This window comes from Lentibacillus cibarius, from assembly GCF_005887555.1.
GTDB classification, from domain to species: domain Bacteria; phylum Bacillota; class Bacilli; order Bacillales; family Amphibacillaceae; genus Lentibacillus; species Lentibacillus cibarius.
The window spans coordinates 1,685,777-1,709,865 of record NZ_VCIA01000001.1 but is presented as its reverse complement, the minus strand read 5'-3'; the positions used below and the strand labels follow the sequence as shown (position 1 = coordinate 1,709,865).

The window sequence follows — 24,089 nt, the reverse complement described above, 5'->3', positions numbered from 1 at the left end:
ATGAAACGAGCTACTTTTAAAATATTCAGATAAAGGGTAAAATGGCTAGAAAGGTGGTTATAAACCAAAGGGGATGATTTCATGAGAATGCTGAAGGGCATACCTAAATTTTTTGTCGCTAATTTTACGGTGCTTGTTGTTATCGCACTTTTGCCGGTACTGTTAGTGACAGACTCCGTACCATTGTTGGACAGCATGATGGATTACCTGTTCAATAACAATCATTCTTAGGGGTGAAAAAAGCTGCAACAACCATGCTATGGTGTTGCAGCTTTTTTGTTTCGCTGGTTGCTAACTTGTTTGGTTTAATTGAAACAGTTTCCGCGGCCGGCCTTTTACATATGGCTTTTCTTCACCGACAACTTTGATAACGTCGCCTGCGAGCAATTTTTTGATGGTTCGTTCTGCGCTTCGTTTGGTCACCTGGTAGTAATTCGCAATGTCATTGGATGAGAATGGTTCGTTGTTGCGCACTTCAATAAAATCGATAAAATTGTATGATAATTCGTTGTTTAATTTAGCTTTGTGGATTAAAGACCGATATAATATGGAGGGGTTAAACTGCTTTTCAACGCCGAGCGGCCCAATTGCTTCCCCGCGTTCATTAATGACGTAACATGCCCCCTTGTTGGAACTTCCGCACGTCTCTAGTGCGAGTTGTGCATTACTCTCGGCTTGTTTAGCGTTCAACCCCAGTCCGAAACCGATATCAACAGGCGTGTCCAGCGCGTGTTCAATCTCCTTCATTAACGGAAAATCACGGTAATGACTCGTAATATGATCGAGCATGTCGCGTGTTCCAAATAAGACGAACCGGTCATTTTCATCGGAAAAGATTGATGCATTGGTTTCTTCGGCATATCTATGCAGAATTTGATGTAGTCTACTGTGCAATTCCTGACCATAAGCATTCCCTTTTTCCAATTGAATAGCGGACTTATGTTTTAAATGGACATAACCGATAATAATTTGTACGCTGTTGGTTTGATTGATGGCCGCCAAGGATGTTGCTTTTTCTAAAGCATGCTTGATGTTCAGGTTAGGTATCCGCATACAGGTAACGGGAATATGTTTAGCATGCAATAGCTGTTCAACCTCACTGATGGATGTTAGCACATGATCCACTTTTCCTGTTTTCCAGTGCATTTCATGGAACTTAACAATCGTGGCAATGTCTGCTGCCGCATCACGCTTACCGTAACTGTACGTATAGATAGAGTCGCAAGCGATGCCGGTTTCGTCTAAGGTTTCATCTACTTTACTTGCATCAGGCACATCAATGGAAAGCCGCTCCAATGGCTGCTGTTTATAATTTTTCACATAATAAAATGCCATCAAGATCATGTAAGCATCTACTTCAACTTGGACGGCAGGCAGCCTTTTTTTAATAATCTTTTCTTTGGCATACTGGTACGATAGTGCGCCGGAAAACAGGTAGATATCACACATGAATGCCTTTTCCACTAAGGTTTCTGTTTCTGAAGGGTCCGAATAAACAAGCGGAAAAATTTCTATATTCTCCTGCCCGCCTGTATAGCTTTGAAATTGCTTGATGACCGCTTCACTGCCAAATACAGCAATTTTAACCTTCACGTGGTTCGCCTCCTTTCCTGATTGGGTAACATTTTTATTCCATTTAATAATAGGTTGCATGGCGATACATTTTACGACACTATTCGCTAATGCCAATATAGTACGGAATTTTCGTAAAATTGTCAAGAGAAATTTAAAAAAAGGTGTACAGGTATTGGTGTGTTGCTTTTCATAATGGAGAGTTTGTAGTATTTTAAATTGACAGGATATTGAAAGCGGTTTATGATGGACTGTGATAGATTAATATGCTAAAGGGGGAATTTTAAGTGAAAAATCTGAAACTTGCTGGCTTGCTGTTACTTGTTCTTTTACTTGCCCTGGCTGGCTGCGGAAGTTCGCAGAAAGAAGGCGAGGAAACGGACGACGGCAGCGATAACAACGGCGGGGGAGATGATTCTTCAGGTGAAGAAGTGCGCGTAACACTAGGAACCGGTGGAACGAGTGGTACGTATTATCCATTAGGTGTAGCGATGGCACAACAGATTTTTGCTGATGTTGAAGGGGTTTCCCAAGCACGTGCTGTATCGACGGGGGCATCGGTTACCAATGCACAGGAATTGGCTGCGGGAAAGTACCAGGCCATTCTAGTTCAGAATGATATTTCTTATTATGCGGTTAACGGCGAGACACTTGAAGATTTTAAAGGAAGTACCGTCGATAACATGGCTGGTATGGCCTCCCTGTACCCGGAAGATATTCAGATAGTAACAACGGCTGACAGCGGCATTGATTCACTGGATGATCTGAAAGGGAAAAATGTAGCCGTTGGTGACCAGGGCAGTGGTGCCGAGGCTAACGCAAAACAAATACTTAATGCAGCAGGAATAACGTATGATGATATTACGACGGAATTTTTAGGCTTTGGAGACGCTTCACAGGGGCTGCAGAACGGCACGATTGATGCCGCATTTATTACTGCCGGTGCACCGACAAGCGCTATTCAGGAGCTGGGTGCAAACAAAGACGTAAAGGTATTATCGCTTTCTGATGACGTAATTGATAAGTTAATTTCTGATTATTCTTATTATACTAAGCGTACAATATCTGCTGATACGTATGCGGACTATGGTCAGAAAGAGGATATAAACACGGTAGCTGTCATGGCTATTCTTGTAGTAGATAAAGAATTGCCGGAAGATGCTGTATACAACATGACAAAAGCATTATTTGAAAAGCGGGATGAGCTGGAATCGGCACATTCACGCGGTGCAGATATAACACTGGAAACTGCAACAGATGGTATGTCAATTGATCTTCATCCAGGTGCGAAAAAGTATTATGAAGAGGAAGGCATGACGACTGACTAATGGACGTATCTGCCAAAAATCGGCACAGCCTGTTTAATCACAGGCGTGCCTTCCTGCTATTTTTAATGATGATGACTGTTATCGGCATTTATTTGCTCCTGTCAACTGTTCATGTCTTATATGCAAAGGCAGATAATGGTGACGTACTGATTGCTGAGCGGGTAAATGCCGATACGAGTTTTTCATCTCGCTATACCCATTCTGTTGCCAAGTGTCCAATCATTGAGAAATATGAAGTTAGCAATAATTATGAGATGGTTTTAATGGAGAGTTGGAACTGCAGCTTTGGCGCCGGCATTGAGACAGAGCCGCCGCCTGGTGCTACTGATCGTCTGGAAGATGGCTTTTATATCATCGATGAGATTGATAAACCATTTCAAGAAGTGCTTTTTCATCCTGTCAGCTTCACGGATCAAACAATTACGATAGATGATGAAACGTGGAATATATCCAAGGAACCATTTGTCGGCAGAACGTTTGCACTTACCATAAAAAAGGAAAATTGGTTCTCGTATTTGTGGGCCAAACTATCATGATGTACGGAAGGGAGGTCCTTTATGGCTAAATCAAATTTGGATAACAGCGTCGGTCAGGATGAAATGAATAAAAAATTGGACGAACTTGAGGGCAGTGACCGGACATTATTCGGCTGGATGGCAGCTATCGTGTTGACAGTAGCAGTCGGCTTTTCATTGTTCCATTTGTATACGGCCGGTATTGATATGCTGCCGCGAATGCAACAGAACGCCGTCCATCTGGCATTTGCTTTAACCCTCATCTTTTTGATCTTTCCATATAAAAAGAACCTCGGACAAAAGAAAATTCCTTGGTATGATTTAGTGTTGGCGGCACTTGGGGCGTCAACCGGTATTTATATTTTGATTATTTCCGAGGAACTGGTTGGGAAGGTCGGTAACCCCAATACAATCGACACCACTATGTCGTTTGTCGCATTGCTTCTAGTCTTAGAGGCGACAAGGCGTGTTGTTGGCAAACCGCTGGTCATTTTGGCAACAGTATTTATGTTGTATGCTTGGCTTGGCGACATGTATTTGCCGGATTTCTTAGGCGCCAGAGCGATTTTGCCGGATGCAATTAATCACTTTGGTTTCACCTGGAATGAAATTGCGGAATTCATGTACCTGTCCAATGAGGGGATCTTTGGTACACCGATTACCGTATCTGCACAATATGTATTTATTTTTATCTTATTTGGGGCCTTTTTGGAAGTGACCGGAGCAGGGAAAATGTTTATCGATCTGGCCATGTCGCTTGTCGGTTCATTCAAAGGCGGACCTGCCAAGGCTGCCGTTGTGTCCTCGGGTTTGATGGGATCCATCTCCGGGAGTTCGGTTGCCAATGCGGTGACAACCGGTACGTTTACCATTCCATTGATGAAAAAAACCGGGTTTCGCCCGAAAGTTGCCGGTGGTGTTGAGGTTGCAGCTTCTTCTAGTGGACAGTTGCTGCCACCGGTAATGGGTGCTGCTGCATTTATTATGGCAGATTTCACCGGCATTCCTTACTTGGACATCGTTAAATCAGCAGCTATACCGGCATTACTCAGTTACACGGCGATTTTGTTTATGGTCCATTTGGAAGCAAGTAAGTTTAATCTGAAGGGCATTCCACGGAAAGACCTCGTTTCCCCGTTTAGAATTTTTGCTGGACGCGGTTACCTGCTTCTACCGATTGTCGCGATCATTATATTGCTTATGCTGCGGTTGACCCCGATTCTTGCGTCGTTTATGGCCATTGTCGGAACGATTACGATTGCGCTGTTTTCCTACCGAATGCAGAAAAATTTTGGTGCAGGCTTTCTCGTCTCGTTACTGTTTACTGGTGCAGCCTATGCAGCACATTTGTTGTTTGGACTAAATGAGTACGTCACGTATGTTTCGGCAGGCAGTCTGTTGCTTGCGATGATTTGGTATGCGATGGGCAAAAAAGTGGATACAGAAAAACAAGTGACATTTGGCTGGAAAGAATTTTTGACGGCACTTGAACTTGGTGCAAAAAATGCCTTAAGCGTTGTTGCGGCTTGTGCGGCTGCCGGGATTTTAACCGGTGTTGTCACTATGACCGGACTGGGGCCTATTTTATCCGGGCTCATACTTGATCTGGCGAATGAACAGTTGTTCCTGGTACTCTTGTTTACCATGCTTGCATGCATTGTTATGGGGCTTGGACTGCCAACGACCGCGACTTATATTGTACTTGCAGCTGTAATGGCACCGGCGCTAATTCAGCTGGATATTCCTGTGTTAGCGGCACATTTGTTTGTGTTTTACTTCGGTATTTTGGCGGACGATACACCACCAATCAATCTACCGGCCTACGCAACCTCAGGTATCGCTAAATCCGATCCGATAAAAACCGGTGTACAAGGATTTAAGTTTGATATGGGGGCACTCTTGCTGCCGTTTGCGTTTGTCATGAATCCGATGCTGATTTTGCAGGATGATACTGCAACGTGGATCCAGATAGCGTTAAGCATCGCCACCGCGTTTATTGGCATTATTGCCTGGTCAACGTTTATTCAAAGTTATCTGTTTACCAAGTTTGGCTGGATGGAACGGATTCTTGCCGTGGCAGCCGCCATTGTCCTGCTCAACCATTCATTACTGACAGATGGAATTGGTGTAGGCCTGTTCGCTATTATTATTGCTTATCAATGGTGGAAAAAGGATAAGGAAGATAAGACGCATGTTGAAACTGCCCAGGAAAATGTGTAAGTTTCATAGGCCATTTTTGCAGTTTGATGCTGGGAAATGGCCTTTTTCTATTTTAAAAGTTCGTGTAATATGTTGAATTAAAATACTAGAGGGAGGGGATATGGATGCAATCATTTTTGGAATTAGCCGGTGTGGACCTGCCGATTATTCAGGCCGGTATGGCAGGTGGGATAACGACACCTGAACTGGTTGCTGCTGTTGCAGATGAAGGAGCGCTTGGGACTATTGGTGCTGGGTACATGACCGAAGACGCCCTTCGTGAGGATATTCGGCGAGTGAAGCAACTGACGGAAAAACCATTCGCAGTAAATCTTTTTGCCACTGATTTGGAGGTGGTTTCCGGAGACGAGCAGCCAATGCAGCCATTTTTAGATGGATACCGGGGCGAATTAGGCATGCCGCTAGGAGATAAAGTGATTCAAGTACATGATTATTTAGAGGAAAAAATAAACGTTATTGTGAAGGAAGACATTCCAATTGTCAGCACGGCTTTCGGTGTATTGGCTGATAGATTGATCAAACTACTGAAAAAGCATGATGTTATATTGATCGGTATGGCAACTAGTGTTGATGAGGCAAGACAATTGGAAAGCGCTGGTTATGATGTAGTCGTTGCACAAGGTTCGGAAGCAGGTGGGCACCGCAGCACATTTGACGTTACCAAACACCCGGATGGCTATAATATCGGACTTTTGGTATTGCTGCAGGAAATGCTTGATGCAATTGATGTACCAGTTGTTGCTGCGGGTGGCATCCATACAAAAATCAGATCGATGCACTGCTAGCGATGGGAGCATCAGCCGTCCAGCTTGGCACGAGGTTTTTAGTAGCGAGGGAAGCCGGAACGAATGCAGCATATCGCGAGGCGCTCATGCAGGCAGGGACAGATGATACAGTAATCACGAAAGTATTTTCCGGACGACCAGCGCGCGCCATTCGTAACCGGTTTGTAACTGAAGTGGCGTCGAGCGGGGTACCATTGCCGCCATTTCCGGTGCAGAATCAAATGACTAAAGATATCCGCACGGCCGGAAAGAAAAGTGAACTAGCGGAAGTGCAGTCACTGTGGGCTGGTCAGGGCGTCGGAATGATTGAGCGGGAAGAGACAGCAGCGGCCATCGTGCGTTCGCTTGTGTAAGAACGTTTAGTACTGTCCTGCCAGCTGATAGAATCGTTCACTTCATGCTATAATAACGAGGAATAACGTGGAAAGGCGGCCTACAATGCGTAACCAGCATGATTTCACACAGGGAAATATTTTACGACAATTAATCGTTTTTTCCGGGCCGCTTATGCTGACCAATTTGCTGCAGACGTCGTATCAGTTTGCGGACAGTCTGTGGGTGGGCAATTTACTTGGTGCCAGTGCGCTAGGGGCGGTTGCTGTATCGAGTACCATTATTTTTACGGTACTTTCCTTTGTGATCGGCCTGAACAACGCGGCGCTCACGATTCTTTCGCAGCAGAAAGGGCGTAACAATGAAGCCGGCCTGAAGAAGTATTTGAATGCATTTGTCGTTATTTTGACGGTGATGGCTCTGCTACTGAGCACGCTTGGCTACACGTTTGCCGAACAATTGCTGCGTTTGTTAGGGACGCCGGAAACGATATTGGCTGCGGCTAAATCTTATTTGCAAATGAATTTTCTCGGTATATTATTTCTATTTGGCTATAATTTTATCAGCACGGTACTTAGGGCTTTGGGGACAGTAAGACACCACTGCGCTTTGTTATGATTGCTGTACTGTTAAATATCGTCGTTAATCCGATATTTATCGCAGGATTTGATCTTGGTATCAATGGTGCGGCATTGGCGACGATTTTTGCACAGGGCAGTGCGTTTTTGTATGGCCTAATCCATGTGCTTTCCAAAAAGCTGGCGCCGTTTCGTGTTCCTTCCTTACCGGCGAAACAAGAGGTTGGCCTCATTTTGCATCTTGGTATCCCGTCCGGCTTACAAATGGCGGTTATTTCGGCTGGGTCGGCGGCTATCATGAGTGTTGTGACTGGCTTTGGTGGCCATGTTGTGGCAGGCTTTGGTGCTGCACAGCGGCTGGACAGTATGTTGATGCTGCCGGCACATGCCTTGGGAACATCGGTCAATAGCATGGCCGGGCAAAATATCGGGGTGCGCGACTGGAAACGTGTCAAAAAAATTGCAACATACGGCGTGCTGTACAACTTTTCTATTATGCTATTAGTCGGCATCCTGGTTGTTCTGTTTGCCGAATATGGCATCAAGCTGTTTATTAACGACAGTGCAGCTGTAGCATTCGGGACCGAATACTTACAAATCATTGCACTGTGCTATCCGTTTCTTGGCATCAATTTTATTTTGAATGGGATTGTAAGAGCTTCTGGGGCGATGTATCAAGTATTGGCTTTAAATATTATTTCATTCTGGGCTCTCCGATTTCCACTAGCTGAACTCTTTTCCGGCTGGTTTGGGGATACAGGCCTTGCCATTGGTATGGGGATAAGCTTTTTGCTGAGCAGTTTTGCTGCATTTATGTACTATCGGTTTGGAAGATGGCGGGAAAAGGAGATATTTGCGAAACATCGGGGGCATTAATGAAAGTCGGGCAGGAAATAAATGCGATTACCTAGAAAATAGCAGAGGGATACCATGAAACGTAAAAGGAAAAAGGCGATAAAAAAAACAATGTTCATTGCATTCGTATTCGTAGGGACCTTCGTTTTATTATCAGTGATTAGGTTGGACGACGACAACAAAACATTTTTCCCACCACATGCCGCGGTGAGTAAACAAGTTCGTGATTACAAGCCAATGGTGGAAACCTATGCAGCCAAATACGATGTAAGTGAGCATGTGGATGTACTGCTGGCAATGATGATGCAGGAATCAGGCGGCCGTGGAAGTGATCCCATGCAATCCTCGGAAAGCTATTGTGGATCCCGAGGTTGTATTAATGATCCGGAAATGTCGATTAAGCAAGGGGTTTCCTATTTTTCACGGACGCTGGAGGCGGCGAATGGCGACGTGGAGCTAGCTATCCAGTCGTACAATTTTGGCAAGGGTTTTATTGATTATGTGGCAGCTAATTCGGGAGCTTATTCAGAAGAAGCAGCCATTGCCTTTTCGCAAAAGATGTATAAAAGCGCCGCTGACAAATCACAATACAGCTGTCTGCGTGAAGCGGCCAAACAATACAATGCCTGCTACGGCGACATTCATTACGTTCGTGACGTGCTGGCATATAGGAACGCGCTTGCAAAAAAGTAGTACCATCAGCGATGAAATGATAGGATTGATATAATCTTGATTAATTGGGGGAGGAATTTTTATGGGAAAAGCAATTCATACAAATCACGCACCAAATGCACTCGGACCGTATTCACAAGCGATTCAAGCGGGTGACTTCATCTACATTTCCGGACAAATTGGGATTAACCCGGAAACAGGTGCGATAGAAGAGGGGATAGAGAAACAGACAAAACAGGTGATGGCAAATTTAAAGGCCATCCTGACAGAAGCGGATGCGGACTTTGCAAATGTAGTGAAATTTACGATTTATGTAGCTTCGATTGATGACTTTGCAACTGTCAATGAAATTTACGGTAGTTATTTGTCGGAGCCATATCCGGCACGGGCTACTATTGAGGTGAGTGGGCTTCCAAAAGGTGCCCGTATTGAAATGGATGCAATCGTTTATACCGCGAATTGAGAAGTCCGACCAATGAAGACTTACGCTATACAAGCTGACAATTGGAGGAATCATCATGAATAATTTCACATATTACAATCCGGTCAAATTAATTTTTGGCAGAGGTCAGCTGGAAGACTTACCGGAAGAAGTTTCTAAGTACGGAAAAAAAGTTCTCGTCGTCTATGGCGGGGGCAGCATTAAGCGCAATGGCGTTTATGACAATGTCATGGACAGGCTGGCTGCCATTGATGCGGAAGTGCACGAATTACCCGGCGTGGAGCCGAATCCACGTGTCTCTACCGTTAGAAAAGGTATAGACATCTGCAAACGTGAAGGTATTGCGTTTTTACTTGCCGTCGGTGGCGGCAGCACGATTGATGCGACAAAAGCGATTGCAGCAGGAGCAAAGACTGACGCGGATATATGGGATATTGTCACGAAAAAAGTCCAGGCAACGGATGCACTGCCGTTCGGTACGGTATTAACGATTTCCGCAACTGGTTCGGAAATGAACCGTGGCTCAGTAATTACTAACTGGGAAACACATGAAAAGCATGGCTGGGGTTGTCCGTATACATACCCTAAGTTTTCCATACTTGATCCAGCGCATACCTTTTCCGTTCCGCATGAACAGACCGTTTATGGGATAGTCGATATCATGTCACATGTACTGGAGCACTATTTCCATCAGACAGGAAATACGCCTGTGCAGGACCGGTTTTGTGAATCGATTTTACTGACGGTTAAGGAGACAGCCCCGAAATTACTTGAGGACCTGGAAAATTACGAATACCGGGAAACAATTATGTTAAGCGGGACATTGGCTTTAAATGACATGCTTAATATGGGCTTCCGCGGCGACTGGGCGACACATAACCTGGAACATGCAGCATCAGCGGTTCATGATATTCCGCATGGTGGTGGATTGGCCATTCTGTTTCCGAACTGGATGAAACACGTGCTGGATGAAGCTAATGCCAGCCGGTTTAAGCAGTTGGCTGTTCGTGTGTTTGCTGTTGACCCGAATGGAAAAAGTGATTACGAAGCAGCACTGGAAGGTATTGAAAAACTGCGGGAATTCTGGAATAGTATCGGTGCTCCTGAAAAATTGGGTTATTACGGCATTGATGAAAGCACACTTGAGGAGATGGCCGATAAGACCGTCATCGCCCGTCCGGAGTTCGGTAACTTTAAAAAACTGACAAGAGACGACTCGGTAGAAATTTTACAGGCTAGTTTATAGACCGCAAATTTCGCCAAAATATTACCCGGGTAATAAAAGCAGGGAAATAAGTTCGGTGAAAATAACCGAAAAACAGTACTTATAGCAGAAAAAAGAACTGGCCATTATTGATAAACGGCCAGTTCTTCTTTAATTGTTTGACGAATTTTGTCTAAACATTCTTCAGGTGTGTTCCCGAAAACGCGTCGGTTATTGACAAGTGCGTATGGTTTAACTCGGCACAAGCCGCAAAATGATAAGCATTCGTTCATTAAAACGGCTACCTCTGGAAATTCGTTTTCGATGATTTCTTCTATATCTAAAGAAGTGATCGCGTTTCCGTCGCAGACCTCAACAATGACTACGCCCATGGTATCACTTTCTTTCTTATTAATAGTAGACTTAGTATTTGTAACATATCGTTTATTTAATATCAACCTATACTGAATAACCCAACCCGGAAACAAAAAAACAGTAGCTTCCTTCAGCAACCGCTTTTCATTCAATGTGAAAAGGTATGTGATCGTTTTCTATGCCTTTTGCTGCCATGTTCGTGTTTGTACCAAGCGATAAGGGTGATCATGCCGCTTAAAATCAGCAGTCCGCTTGTCACAAAGAATACGGCAGAAAATCCGAATAACCCCGAAAGCATTCCCCCTAGCGCCGGACCGATGATATTTCCGAAAAACCGTAAGCTAGTATTGTAACCAAGCACTTCTCCTTGCATCGAAATTGGTGCTTCCTGCCTGATATAAGCAATTCGAACAGGAATAATACCACCAATCGAAATACCAAGTAAAAACCGCAAAATAATCAGCTGCCAGATACTAGTTACAAATGCTCCCGGAAAGTAAACGATACCCGCCATGAACAAAAGAAAAATCATCACTTTCACATAACCAATTCGGTCACCGAGCCGTCCCCAGCGCTTGGTCATTAGAAGGTTTCCGAGACCCGCAGCCGAGAATGCCATACCGGAGAAAAACGCAATATTAGCCTCACCGTGAATGTCAGCAACGTATAAGGATAAGATGGGCTGTATGCTGAAGTGCGCGATTTGCACAAGTGCGGAGATCAGCATGACAACAAACAGTACGGGATTGCCGATAATGTGTAGGAGGACTTCTTTACTGGAATAGGATGTTTGTTTTGCATCGTCGGAACTTTTTAGCATTACTTCCCGAATGCCAAATAAGACGATAATCCCTGATAGGAAGATAGTAACGGAGATCCATTTGAATGTTGACTCAAAGCCGAATATATCAGCAAGCGAGCCACCTATCATTGGTCCCATCAATGATCCGGTAATACTTCCGGTCTGCAGCGTTCCCAGTACTCTTCCGGCAACCTCTTTCGGTGTTTGTGTTGAAATGAGCGCCTGGGACATTGGAATGAATCCAGTAAAAACGCCCATAAACAGTCGCAATAAAAACAGTTCCCAAACAGAGTCGGCAAATCCCATCAATAAGACGGAAACGCCAAGTCCTGCTGATGAGAGAATAAGAATTTTTTTCCTGCCATACTTATCCCCAATTTTCCCCCAAATCGGTGAAAAAATGAATGCAGCGACAAAGGTAATACCAAATATCCAGCCAGACCAGGTTTGCACGTACGAATCAGAAAAATCCCCGAATTCCTCAATGTACAGAGAGATAAACGGAAGAACCACGGTGATGCTTCCCGCAATAAAGAAATTCGCAAACCACATGATGACTAAATTTCGTTTTACATTTTGGTTTTGACCAGAGATTACAGGTCCCTTCTTTCTGAAATTTATTTCGGTACTCTAAATATATAGCAACACAAACTAAAAGGAAAGTTAAATGCTTACCACGTATTGTTACATCGTTTGTTTAGAAATTCAACAGGGAAACGGTATTCATAACAGTGCTAAAAAGGTATAATGAATCATAATAATAAGTGCTGTTGGACAAGAATGAATCCACTTATAAAGGGGTGAATGAAATGAAACGTTATGTTAAATTAGCCACAATGTTCTTGGCGATGGTCGGTTTGGTTATCTTCGCTGCACAACCGGCACTTGCCACAGATAAAGGGATCAATGAAAAACTTGGTGTTCCAATTGTTGTTTATGGCGATACTCTATCCAAATCACAAAAGCAGCAGGTGAGTGAGCAACTCGATGTAACAGACCCTGATACTGTAAAAACATATACTGTGACGGGTGAGGATATTGCAAACTATATTGACGGTGATCCGAATTCACGCATGTTCTCATCAGCTAAAATTACCAGGGAAGAAAAGGGAGCCGGACTAACGATCAATATTGTCACCCCGGATAATATTACACAGGTGACCAATGAAATGTACGCAAATGCCTTACTGACTGCCGGTGTGGAAAATGCAACGGTCGATGTGGCCTCCCCCGTAAAGGTAAGCGGGCATTCAGCATTAACCGGGATTTATAAGGCGTATGATGCGGAGGGGAAACAGCTTAATAAAGAACGGATGGAATTAGCAAATGACGAACTTGGTGTGGCGACAGACCTCGCCGATAAAGCAGGAATAAATCAGGAAAAAGTAAGTGAACTGTTGACAGAAATCAAGAAGCAAATAGCTGAACAGAATCCAGCGACAAAAGAAGAAGTCGAACAAATCGTCCAGGACCAGCTAGACAAACTCGGCATTTCACTTAGCGACGAACACCGGCAAATGCTTATTGATTTATTTAATCGGATGCGCGATTTGGATATAAATTTTGATACAGTTAAAAAGCAGCTTAATGATATTGCATCCAAAGTTCAGGACTTAGTCAATGATGAAGGTTTTTGGAATAAAGTGGAGAACTTTTTTAGTAAGCTTATAAATTTAATTAGCGACTTTCTTGGGGGATTGGTCAGTAATTTTCAATAGAAAATAGTGCAATTTATCAGAAACCATAGTACAATAATAGCATAGCTAGTTTACCAATAATATGAATTATCTGTAAAAAAACGCAGAACGTTAGGGAGGGCAACAGTTATGAACTGGAAGAAGTGGTCATTACTATTAGTGTTCGTATTCGCCATGGGAATTTTCCTTGCTGCTTGTGGAGATGACACCAGTGGTGAGGGAGAGGAAAGTAAAGGTGACAATACACAGCAATCAGATGATGGAGGGGATGACAATAGTGACGCTGCTTTGGCAGACGATCAATCACTGACAGTAAACATTAAGACTGAACCGCCTTCATTGCACCCCGGGAAGGCATCCGACAATACGTCACTTGCCGTACTCAGTCAAGTGTTTGAAGGCTTGACACGTCTAGGACCCGATGGGGAGCCGCAAAAGGCGATGGCGAGTGATATTGACATTTCAGATGATAAAAAAACATACACATTCACGATTCGTGACGGCGCAACATGGTCGAATGGTGATCCGATTACCGCGCAGACATTTGCTGATTCGTGGAAATGGGTGCTAAATCCAGATAGTCCGGATACGGATTACGCTTATCGACTGTATCCGATTAAAGGGGCGGAAGCTGCTAAAAACGGTGAAGGTTCTCTGGACGATGTCGGTATTACTGTCAAAGATGACAAAACGCTCGTTGTGGAATTGAATAACCCGATACCGTACTTCCTAGAGCTGACTGCATCCTACACGTATTATCCGGTAAATCAAAATGTGGCCAAGAAGAACAAAGATTGGGATGCTAATGCGGGTGAAGACTATGTTACAAACGGACCGTTCCTCTTAGATACATGGAAACATAAGAACCAAATTGTTCTGAAGAAAAACCCCGATTACTGGGACTCCGAAAATGTACATCTTGAAACAATCACCATGGAAATGGTCGACGATGAAAACACAGCTAAGCAAATGTACGATAACGGCAAACTAGACTGGATCGGTTCGCCATTTGACTCGATTCCACTAGCGGCTATCCCACCGATGAAGCAAGATGGTAGTTTAAATATTTCACCGATGGCAGGTACGTATTATTATTCGTTTAATACGGAAATGGAACCATTCACCAATAAAAATATTCGCAAGGCATTTGCATTAGCCATTAATCGCAAAGGCATTGTAGAAAACATTACGAAAGGTGATCAAGTACCGGGAATGGCACTCGTACCAACAGCCGTTTGGGAGGGTAATAAAGACGGTTATTTTAAAGATAACGATGTAGAAAAAGCGAAAGAATACCTTGAGAAAGGGCTTGATGAGCTAGGTCTTGACAAATTGCCGACAGTCAAACTTTCCTACAATACGAATGAAGCTCATGCCGCCATTGCGCAGGCGGTTCAGGACATGTGGAAGGAAAGCCTTGATGTTGATGTACAGCTGAATAACGAAGAATGGAATGTGTATCTTGATACGCTAAGTGAAGGAAATTACCAGGTTGGACGCATGGGCTGGACAGCATCCTTCTTCCTTGATCCGATTTACTTCCTGGAAGTTTTTGAAACAGTCGGCGGCAACAACTACACTAACTGGGAAAGCGACGAATATGCTAGTTTGCTGGAGGAATCAAGAAAAGAAACGGATGAAACAGCACGTGAAGAACTGCTGCGTGAAGCGGAACAGCTGTTCATGGATGAAATGCCAATAGCGCCAATCTACTTCTATACTAACATTTATGCACATAAAGACTATGTCAAGGATGTTTCAGTCGGAAAGTTAGGTACTGTTCAATTTAAATGGGGCTATATTGCCGAACATTAAATAAAACAACAAAAGCGTCAGTGCAAAATCGGAATAACCCTATTGATTTCTTTATCGTATGCTGGTCAATTAGTTGATCAGCATACATTAAATAAATATTCCAGTCGCTTGTATCCGTGCATAAACGGACAACAAGCCCCCTCTATTCTATATAAGGATTGTCCCCCACTACTTGGACATTTCCCTTTATAATAAACAATTTAATTTCTAACACCTACAAATCTACCTTCTAAAATAGTCTATATTTAAAAAATCAATAATTTTTATAAAAATAGTGCAATTTATTAGATAACGTAGTATAATTATGTTGTAGATAATTGAACTAATAATAGCAATTGTCTGCATAGCAAATAAAGAATCCTAGGGAGGTCAAAGCTGATGAATTGGAAGAAGTGGTCATTACTATTAGCATTCGTGTTTGCCATGGGTATATTCCTTGCAGCTTGTGGAGATGACACCAGTGGTGACGGGGGAGAAAGTAAAGGTGGCGATACAGAACAGTCAAATAATGAAGGGAAAGACGATGGTGAAGCTGCTTTGGCAGACGATCAGTCGTTGACAGTAAATATTAAGACGGAGCCACCTTCCTTGCACCCTGCCAAAGCGACAGATACAACATCCAACGCAGTACTGTCACAAATCTTTGAAGGTTTGACACGGATGAATCAGGACGGTGAGCCTGAAAAAGCAATGGCGAGTGATATCGAAATTTCAGATGATAAGAAGACATATACATTCACCATTCGTGATGGTGTGAAATGGTCAAATGGTGACCCGATCACCGCACAGACATTTGCCGATTCGTGGAAGTGGGTGCTCAATCCGGACAGCCCTGATACTGACTACGCCTATCAGCTGTATCCAATTAAAGGTGCGGAAGCTGCCAAAACAGGTAAAGGCTCCTTGGATGATGTCGGTATTACTGTGAAAGACGAGAAAACGCTTGTTGTAGAATTGGAAAACCCGACGCCATACTTCCTGGAATTGACAGCTTTCTATACATTTTACCCGGTTAATCAAAACGTAGCTGATAAAAATAAAGACTGGGCAGCCGACGCTGGAGAAGACTATGTGACAAATGGCCCATTTCTTATGGAAAAATGGGAACATAAGAACCAGATTGTTTTAAAAAAGAATCCTGATTACTGGGATGCTGAAAATGTTCATCTAGAGACAATCACGATGGAAATGGTCGACGATGAAAATACGGCTAAACAGATGTACGATAATGGAGAGCTGGATTGGCTTGGTTCACCGTTAGATAATGTACCATTAGCAGCTATTCCACCAATGAAACAGGAAGGCAGCTTAAATATCTCACCAAAGGCTGGTACGTATTACTACTCATTTAATACAGAAAAAGAACCGTTCACAAATGTGAATATCCGTAAGGCGTTTGCATTAGCCATTAACCGTAAAGGCATTGTTGAAAATATTACAAAAGGGGAGCAAGAGCCTGGAATGGGCTTGGTACCAACGGCCATTTGGGAAGAAAATAAAGACGGCTACTTCAAAGATAACGGCGTTGAAAAAGCAAAAGAATATCTTGACAAGGGACTTGAGGAGTTAGGTCTTGATGAATTGCCAAACATCAAGCTTTCCTATAATACAGATGAGGGTCACGCGGCAATCGCGCAGGCCGTACAGGACATGTGGAAGGAAACGCTTGGTGTCGATGTGAAGTTGAATAATTCAGAATGGAACGTTCATCTTGATTCTATGTCTGAGGGTACTTATCAAGTTGGCCGTACGGGCTGGATTGCTGACTTCCTTGACCCAATAAACTTCTTGGAGATTTTTGAAACCGTTGGCGGCAACAACTACACCAACTGGGAAGATGAAGAATATGCTAGCTTGCTGCAAGAAGCAAGAAAAGAAAAAGATGAAGCAGTACGTAAAGAATTGCTGCGTGAAGCGGAACAGCTGTTCATGGATAACATGCCGATTGCACCGGTTTACTTCTATACAAACGTTTATGCGCATAAAGACTATGTCAAAGACGTTTCAGTCGGAAATCTGGGCACTATCCAGTTCAAGTGGGGTTATATCACTGAACATTAAGTGAACAGTCGATAAAGCAGGATAAAAAGAGATAACCTATAGCCATATAAGGTATATTAATCTATACCTTATATGGCTTTTTAACTGCGTTTAACATTGTGAATCGAGATATGAGCAAATCAAAACATTCTAAGTAGGATAAAAGGCACAAGGAAACGGGGTGCTGCACACAGGCACGGATCTTTCTTCGTAAAAAGTTAACCACTCTATCTGCGGTTTTTGCAATTCGCCATATAACGACAACCGATGGAATACAAAAGGTACATTTAAGAAACATACTTCATTCAAGTCGGTATTTTCCATAGGAAGTGTATTGCTTTTAACAGTAATATGAGTCACCGAATCACACTGGGCTTTCTAACTTATCTATTCCTCATAAATATATGTATTCACGCTACGGCCGCATAAATGCAGGTGTTATACACATGCAAAAGAACCTCCCTATCAAATGAAATTGCTTACCCGGGAATTATTTAGAGATACGAAATATTTCGGTTATGAAATAAAATTAATAGTTTTCTATAAAAAAAATAGTGAAATTTGTTAGAAATCATAGTATAATAATAGAACAGATAATTCAACAACAATGTGAATTATCTGTAAAAATTCGACAACACAGATGTATTAACTAGGAGGGTCTAATCAATGAATTGGAAGAAGTGGTCATTACTGTTTACACTCGTATTCGCCATGGGCATCTTCCTTACTGCGTGTGGCGGTGGAGATGACAACAGCGGCGACGGGGGAAAAGATACAGGTGACAATAAAGGATCAGGAGAAGCGACGTTAGCAGATGACCAGTCACTGACAGTGAACCTTAAGACCGAGCCACCATCCTTGCACCCTGGAAAGGCAACGGATACGACGTCAAATGCTGTACTTAGCCAAGTATTTGAAGGGCTGACGCGTATTGGCCCTGATGGGGAACCGCAAAAGGCGATGGCCAGTGACATTCAGATTTCAGATGATAAGAAAACATACACATTCACTATCCGTGACGGTGTGAAATGGTCGAATGGTGACCCAATTACCGCACAGACATTTGCCGACTCGTGGAAGTGGGTGCTCAATCCGAACAGTCCTGATACTGAGTATGCCTATCAGCTGTATCCAATTAAAGGTGCAGAAGCTGCCAAAACCGGAGAAGGCTCACTTGATGATGTCGGTATTACTGTAGAAGATGAGAAAACACTCGTTGTGGAACTGGAAAACCCGACACCATACTTCCTTGAACTGACAGCATTCTATACGTATTACCCGGTAAATCAAAACGTGGCCGAAAAGAACAAAGACTGGGCAGCTGATGCTGACGAGGACTATGTAACAAACGGACCGTTCCTATTGGATAAATGGAAACACAAGAATCAAATTGTTCTAAAGAAAAACCCTGATTACTGGGATGCAGAAAATGTCCAACTAGAAACTATCACCATGGAAATGGTCGACGACGAAAACACGGCTAAGCAAATGTATGATAATGGGGAGTTGGACTGGCTAGGCTCACCGTTAGATTCGGTACCATTAGCAGCCATTCCGCCAATGAAACAAGAAGGTAGCTTAAAAGTTTCGCCAAAGGCAGGCACGTATTATTACTCGTATAATACAGAAAAGGAACCGTTCATGAACAAAAATATCCGGAGAGCGTTGGCATTAGCCATTAATCGTAAAGGCATTGTCGAAAATATTACTAAGGGTGAACAAAAGCCTGCAATGGCACTGGTTCCGACAGCCATTTGGGAAGAAAATAAAGACGGCTACTTTAAAGATAATGATGTTGAAAAAGCGAAAGAATATCTTGACAAGGGGCTAGAGGAGTTGGGTCTCGATGAATTGCCAACAATCAAGCTTTCTTATAACACAAGTGAAGGGCACAGTGCAATAGCACAAGCCATTCAGGATATGTGGAAAGAGAGTCTTGGTGTTGACGTTGAGCTGAACAATGAAGAATGGAATGTTTATCTCGATTCTTTAAGTCAAGGCAATTATCAGGTTGGTCGCCATGGCTGGCTTGCAGACTTCCTTGATCCAATCAACTTCTTGGAAATCTTTGAAACGGTTGGTGGCACGAACTATACCAACTGGGAAAACGATGAATATGCCAGCCTGCTGGAAGAAGCAAGAAAAGAAACAGATGAAGCGGCACGTAAAGAATTGCTGCGTGAAGCGGAAGAGATTTTCATGGATGAAATGCCGCTTGCACCAATCTATTTCTATACAAACGTTTATGCCCACAAAGATTACGTGAAGGATGTACCAGTAAGTAAGTTGGGAACCATTCAGTTCAAATGGGGTTATATTGCTGAACACTAATAAGTAGGCAGCTACCGAAAGCCGTATAAGGTGTATCGATTAATATACCTTATACCGGCTTTTCCTAAAAACAGAATAGCCATGATACAACAAGAATTTAAACTCCTGTGTTATCTAAGTCTTATAAGTTGGTAGTTATCAACCGTTCACTATTTCTTTCAAACTACCATCAGTTTGATGGAGATAGTGAACTGTTAGGGGGTGATTAAATTCACCCCTATTTTAATATAATATTACCGAAAACTTATAGGATTCGAATAATTTTAGCAACAATCGTCTTGAGTAAAAACTACTTTTGGAGTTATAGCAAAACAAAGAATAGAAAGGTGAGGTGTTACACTTTGGCAAAGTACCTATTGAAACGTTTGGGTTTTATCGTTATATCCCTATTTTTTATCGTTACAATTACGTTTCTATTAATGCAAGCTGCCCCGGGTGGCCCATTTACAGCTGAAAGACAGCTACCACCGGAAATTGAGGAACAGTTAAACGAACAATATGGATTAAACGATCCATTATACGTGCAATATTTCGATTATTTGACTGATATCGCGACATGGGACTTTGGACCGTCATTCAAATATCCTGCTCAGTCAGTCAACGATATCATTAATCGGAGTTTCCCTTATTCACTTGTGCTAGGGCTTGAATCTATTTTTATTGCGTTATCGATAGGCGTGCTCCTCGGGGTGTTTGCCGCTTTGAAGCATAATAAGTTCGGTGACTATTCGGCAATGGTGATTGCTGTTCTAGGTATTTCGGTACCAAACTTTATTATGGCCGCTTTATTACAATATGTGTTTGCGATTCAACTGGGTGCACTGCCGGTTGCCAGATTTGAGTCATTTGCACACACCATACTTCCGGCTATAGCACTGGCAACAACGCCACTAGCATTTATCGCACGTTTAATGCGTTCGAGTATGCTGGAAGTGTTGAGCTCGGATTATATTAAAACGGCTAAGTCCAAAGGTTTGAGTGACCGCGTTGTGACATATAAACACGCGCTCCGGAATGCAATCATGCCGGTTGTCTCCTATATGGGGCCATTAGTAGTAGCTATTTTGACCGGAAGTTTCGTCATTGAAAAGATTTTTGCCATTCCTGGACTTGGCAATGAATTTGTCCAAAGTATCACAAACCGTGATTATACGGTCATTATGGGTACGACTGTTTTCTTCAGTGTTCTTTTGCTGATTTCTATCTTGGTAGTCGACCTGATTTACGGACTGATTGACCCTCGGATTAAGGTTGGCAAAGGGGGAAGCAAATAATGGCACAATTGAACTTGAAACCATCTGATTTCGAACCTGTTGAATATAACGAAGCAGAAGCTGAAAGAATCGCCAGCGAAACGACTTCTTTTTGGAAAGATGCGTGGCGCAGATTTAAAAAGAACAAACTGGCCTTATTTGGAGTTGGAATTATTGTCCTGCTTGGGATTATGTCGTTAATTGGTGGCCCGATTTCCGGCTACAATTATTTTTCCAACGACTTGATTAATGCAAACAAGCCCCCGTCCGGTGAGCACTGGTTTGGGACAGACCAATTAGGAAGAGATATATTTGCACGGACATGGTATGGTGCGAAGATTTCTCTTTTCATTGGACTCGCCGCTGCATTTCTCGATTTGATTATTGGTGTTATTTGGGGTGCAACGGCCGGTTTCTTTGGCGGCAGAGTTGATGAATATATGATGCGTATTGCCGATATTCTCTATGGTGTTCCGTATCTGCTTGTCGTTATTTTATTGATGGTCGTTATGCCACAAGGGTTATGGACGATGATTTTGGCAATGACGATTACAGGCTGGATTAACATGGCCAGGATTGTACGTGGACAAGTGATGCAGTTAAGGAACGAGGAATATGTTATGGCAGCCCAGTCACTGGGAGCAAGTAAAATCAGACTGCTGTTCAGACACTTGATACCTAATACGATGGGGCCAATTCTTGTTACACTGACATTAACGATTCCGAACGCCATTTTCACAGAAGCATTCTTAAGTTATTTAGGGCTTGGTGTTCCGGCACCGCTTGCCAGTTGGGGTACCATGTCAGATGCAGCCTTACCTTATCTGCAATATCAGCCATATCAGCTCTTTTTCCCATCATTCTTTATCGTATTGACCATGCTTGCTTTCAACGTTATTGGTGATGGAATGCGGGACGCGCTGGATCCGAAAGAACGTAAATAATGGGAGGATCGAAACATGAAAAAAATACTTGAAGTTAATAATCTTTCCGTTTCCTTTGATACGTTTGGCGGCGAAGTGAAGGCTGTTCGCGATGTAAATTTCGAACTGAGTGAACGAGAAACACTGGCTATTGTCGGTGAATCCGGATCTGGTAAAAGTGTAACAGCCCAATCACTAATGCGTCTGATTCAGATGCCGCCAGGAAAATTTGTCGACGGATCGATTAAGTTTGACGGTGAAGATATTATTCAAAAATCTGATAAACAGATGGAGAGCATCCGCGGTCAGGAAATTAGTATGATTTTCCAGGACCCAATGACATCGCTGAATCCGACCATGACCGTCGGGAAACAAATTTCCGAAAGTTTGATTAAGCACCAAGGCATGTCGAAAAAAGAGGCACACGAACGTGGTGTCGAATTGCTGAAACTTGTCGGAATTCCTCATCCGGAAACACGAATTAACCAGTATCCGCACCAGTACTCCGGGGGATGCGGCAGCGGGCAATGATTGCCATCGCGCTAGCCTGTAATCCGAAAATACTAATTGCCGATGAGCCGACTACTGCACTGGATGTGACCATTCAGGCACAAATAATGGATTTAATGCGGGACTTAAAGGAACGGACCGGTACCGCCATTATTCTGATTACCCACGATTTAGGTGTGGTAGCCAATGCAGCTGATCGTGTGGCGGTTATGTATGGTGGGAAAATTGTCGAAACAGGTACTTCTGATGAACTTTTCTATAACTCGCGTCACCCATATACGTGGGGACTGCTCGGGTCCATGCCGAAACTGGAAGGTGGCGACGAGGAGCTGCAGGCAATTCCGGGCTCACCACCGGATTTGCTGGATCCGCCAAAGGGTTGTCCGTTTGCAGCGCGTTGTCCATATGCGATGAAAGTTTGCGAAAACCATATGCCGGAATATACCGAGCTATCTGATACACAAAAAACGGCATGCTGGCTGCTGGACGAGCGTGCACCGGACGTAGAACCACCCGAATCTGCAATTGCAGGAGGTCTGAAAACAAATGAATGAGCAACGTGAGAAATTGCTTGAAATAAAAGATTTGAAAAAACACTTTCCAATGGATAAAAAGACGGTACTAAAAGCGGTAGACGGTATTTCTTTTGATATCTATAAAGGGGAGACATTCGGACTTGTCGGTGAATCAGGTTGCGGAAAATCAACAGCCGGACGAACGATTCTAAGACTGTATGAAGCCAGCAATGGAGAGGTAGATTTTCAAGGAGAAGATGTGCACGGAAAAAAATCGACCAAGGAACTGAAGAAATTCAACCGTTGCATGCAAATGATTTTCCAAGACCCGTATGCATCGCTGAATCCAAGAATGACTGTGAAAGATATTATTGCTGAAGGTATTGATATCCACGGGTTGGCCAAGTCAAAAAAGGAACGGCTGAATCGAGTGAACGAGCTATTGGAAACGGTCGGTCTGAACCAGGAGCACGGCAACCGTTATCCGCACGAGTTCAGTGGTGGCCAGCGTCAGCGTATAGGCATTGCTCGTGCGTTAGCAGTCGATCCGGAGTTTATCGTTGCCGATGAGCCGATTTCCGCACTGGACGTATCGATTCAGGCGCAAGTTGTTAATCTGATGAAAAAACTACAGGAGGAGCGAGGCCTCACCTACCTGTTTATCGCCCACGACCTTTCCATGGTGAAACACATCAGTGACCGGGTAGGCGTGATGTATTTAGGTAAAATGGCCGAAGTAGCAACGAGTGACGATTTATATCATGAGCCATTACACCCGTACACCCAAGCGCTCTTAAGTGCGATTCCTATTTCTGATCCGGAAGTCGAACGCACGAGAGAACGGATTGTCATTGAAGGTGACGTTCCAAGTCCGATTGCTCCACCAAGCGGCTGCCGTTTCCGCACTAGGTGTCCGCTGGCAATGGACGTCTGTGCAAAAGTGGAACCGGAGTGGCAGGAGTATACGAAAGATCATTGGGTTTCATGCCACTTGTACAATGATAAATATAATGATGAACACAAAGCACGACAGGCAGTTCAAAGTTAAATGCGCACGTGAAACGGTAAAATAGATAGAAAACTCATCCGGTGATAGCAACCGGGTGAGTTTTTTTAAAAAGATAAAGCGGGAATTTCACCCGAGAATAAACCTCAATAAAGGCAACCCCTCAATTTTGTCTTAACTAAATGACAATTATTACACTAAAAACCCTTACAAATGTAATGAAAGCCCTTTGATGCAATAAATCTATTAAAATTGTAATATTTCCTTGGTAGTCTGGTAATCCTTGTAATGAATTCTTAATTGACCTGTAACTGCATG

General features: G+C 43.3%; 19 protein-coding genes and 2 pseudogenes. 18 read left to right on the top strand and 3 right to left on the bottom strand.

Going from position 1 to position 24,089, the window contains the following annotated elements; translation table 11 throughout:
- Positions 1-81 precede the first annotated feature (81 nt).
- Positions 82-231, top strand: a complete 150-nt coding sequence (locus FFL34_RS18220) for a hypothetical protein (RefSeq protein ID WP_171046327.1) — start codon at positions 82-84, stop codon at positions 229-231.
- Between the two features lie 60 nt (positions 232-291).
- Here FFL34_RS18220 and FFL34_RS08120 read toward each other — a convergent pair whose 3' ends face one another.
- Entirely contained in the window at positions 292-1,593 is a 1,302-nt protein-coding gene (locus FFL34_RS08120) for a hypothetical protein (protein WP_234031458.1), read from the bottom strand.
- Between the two features lie 266 nt (positions 1,594-1,859).
- Between FFL34_RS08120 and FFL34_RS08115 the strand changes: the two genes are divergently transcribed.
- From FFL34_RS08115 to FFL34_RS08080, 9 genes and pseudogenes are all read left to right on the top strand, one after another.
- The gene (locus tag FFL34_RS08115) at positions 1,860-2,900 is read left to right on the top strand and encodes a TAXI family TRAP transporter solute-binding subunit (RefSeq protein WP_138602999.1); all 1,041 of its coding nucleotides are present in this window, start codon (positions 1,860-1,862) and stop codon (positions 2,898-2,900) included.
- The gene (locus FFL34_RS08110) at positions 2,900-3,436 is read left to right on the top strand and encodes a DUF1850 domain-containing protein (protein WP_138602998.1); all 537 of its coding nucleotides are present in this window, start codon (positions 2,900-2,902) and stop codon (positions 3,434-3,436) included. The genes FFL34_RS08115 and FFL34_RS08110 overlap by 1 nt, the downstream gene beginning before the upstream one ends.
- 21 nt (positions 3,437-3,457) lie before the next feature.
- A complete protein-coding gene (locus FFL34_RS08105) occupies positions 3,458-5,635 on the top strand; it encodes a TRAP transporter permease (protein WP_234031457.1) in 2,178 nt (725 codons plus the stop codon).
- Positions 5,636-5,739: 104 nt separating this feature from the next.
- The gene (locus FFL34_RS18800) at positions 5,740-6,420 is read left to right on the top strand and encodes an NAD(P)H-dependent flavin oxidoreductase (RefSeq protein ID WP_267900364.1); all 681 of its coding nucleotides are present in this window, start codon (positions 5,740-5,742) and stop codon (positions 6,418-6,420) included.
- A gap of 2 nt (positions 6,421-6,422) precedes the next feature.
- Positions 6,423-6,773 carry an NAD(P)H-dependent flavin oxidoreductase gene (locus FFL34_RS18795; protein ID WP_267900363.1) on the top strand — a complete coding sequence of 117 codons (351 nt, stop codon included), beginning with the start codon at positions 6,423-6,425 and terminating at the stop codon, positions 6,771-6,773.
- Positions 6,774-6,858: 85 nt separating this feature from the next.
- Positions 6,859-8,207: pseudogene (locus FFL34_RS08095) on the top strand (MATE family efflux transporter).
- Between the two features lie 54 nt (positions 8,208-8,261).
- Positions 8,262-8,879, top strand: coding sequence for a lysozyme family protein (locus FFL34_RS08090; RefSeq protein ID WP_138602997.1), 618 nt, complete (start codon positions 8,262-8,264; stop codon positions 8,877-8,879).
- Between the two features lie 61 nt (positions 8,880-8,940).
- A complete protein-coding gene (locus tag FFL34_RS08085; protein WP_138602996.1) occupies positions 8,941-9,321 on the top strand; it encodes a RidA family protein in 381 nt (126 codons plus the stop codon).
- Between the two features lie 55 nt (positions 9,322-9,376).
- On the top strand, positions 9,377-10,546 hold the full coding sequence (locus FFL34_RS08080; RefSeq protein ID WP_138602995.1) for an iron-containing alcohol dehydrogenase: 1,170 nt from the start codon (positions 9,377-9,379) through the stop codon (positions 10,544-10,546).
- Between the two features lie 104 nt (positions 10,547-10,650).
- Here the strand turns inward: FFL34_RS08080 and FFL34_RS08075 are convergent, their stop codons facing one another.
- The gene (locus FFL34_RS08075; protein WP_138602994.1) at positions 10,651-10,896 is read right to left on the bottom strand and encodes a YuzB family protein; all 246 of its coding nucleotides are present in this window, start codon (positions 10,894-10,896) and stop codon (positions 10,651-10,653) included.
- Between the two features lie 131 nt (positions 10,897-11,027).
- Positions 11,028-12,233, bottom strand: coding sequence for an MFS transporter (locus FFL34_RS08070; RefSeq protein WP_138602993.1), 1,206 nt, complete (start codon positions 12,231-12,233; stop codon positions 11,028-11,030).
- A 257-nt stretch (positions 12,234-12,490) separates the two neighbouring features.
- Here FFL34_RS08070 and FFL34_RS08065 point away from each other — a divergent pair, with 257 nt between their 5' ends.
- From FFL34_RS08065 to FFL34_RS08030, 8 genes and pseudogenes are all read left to right on the top strand, one after another.
- Entirely contained in the window at positions 12,491-13,399 is a 909-nt protein-coding gene (locus tag FFL34_RS08065; protein ID WP_138602992.1) for a DUF1002 domain-containing protein, read from the top strand.
- Positions 13,400-13,507: 108 nt separating this feature from the next.
- Entirely contained in the window at positions 13,508-15,193 is a 1,686-nt protein-coding gene (locus FFL34_RS08060) for a peptide ABC transporter substrate-binding protein (RefSeq protein WP_138602991.1), read from the top strand.
- Between the two features lie 378 nt (positions 15,194-15,571).
- Positions 15,572-17,254, top strand: a complete 1,683-nt coding sequence (locus FFL34_RS08055) for a peptide ABC transporter substrate-binding protein (protein ID WP_138602990.1) — start codon at positions 15,572-15,574, stop codon at positions 17,252-17,254.
- Positions 17,255-17,899: 645 nt separating this feature from the next.
- Complete coding sequence (locus FFL34_RS08050; protein ID WP_138602989.1) at positions 17,900-19,564, top strand: peptide ABC transporter substrate-binding protein; 1,665 nt, start codon at positions 17,900-17,902, stop codon at positions 19,562-19,564.
- Between the two features lie 341 nt (positions 19,565-19,905).
- Positions 19,906-20,838: an ABC transporter permease gene (locus FFL34_RS08045; RefSeq protein ID WP_138602988.1), complete on the top strand. Its 933-nt coding sequence runs from the start codon at positions 19,906-19,908 to the stop codon at positions 20,836-20,838.
- Entirely contained in the window at positions 20,838-21,761 is a 924-nt protein-coding gene (locus FFL34_RS08040; RefSeq protein ID WP_138602987.1) for an ABC transporter permease, read from the top strand. The genes FFL34_RS08045 and FFL34_RS08040 overlap by 1 nt, the downstream gene beginning before the upstream one ends.
- A gap of 15 nt (positions 21,762-21,776) precedes the next feature.
- Positions 21,777-22,804, top strand: a pseudogene (locus tag FFL34_RS08035) (ABC transporter ATP-binding protein).
- Complete coding sequence (locus FFL34_RS08030; protein WP_138602986.1) at positions 22,797-23,813, top strand: ABC transporter ATP-binding protein; 1,017 nt, start codon at positions 22,797-22,799, stop codon at positions 23,811-23,813. Before FFL34_RS08035 ends, FFL34_RS08030 begins: the two are co-directional and overlap by 8 nt.
- Positions 23,814-24,089 lie beyond the last annotated feature (276 nt).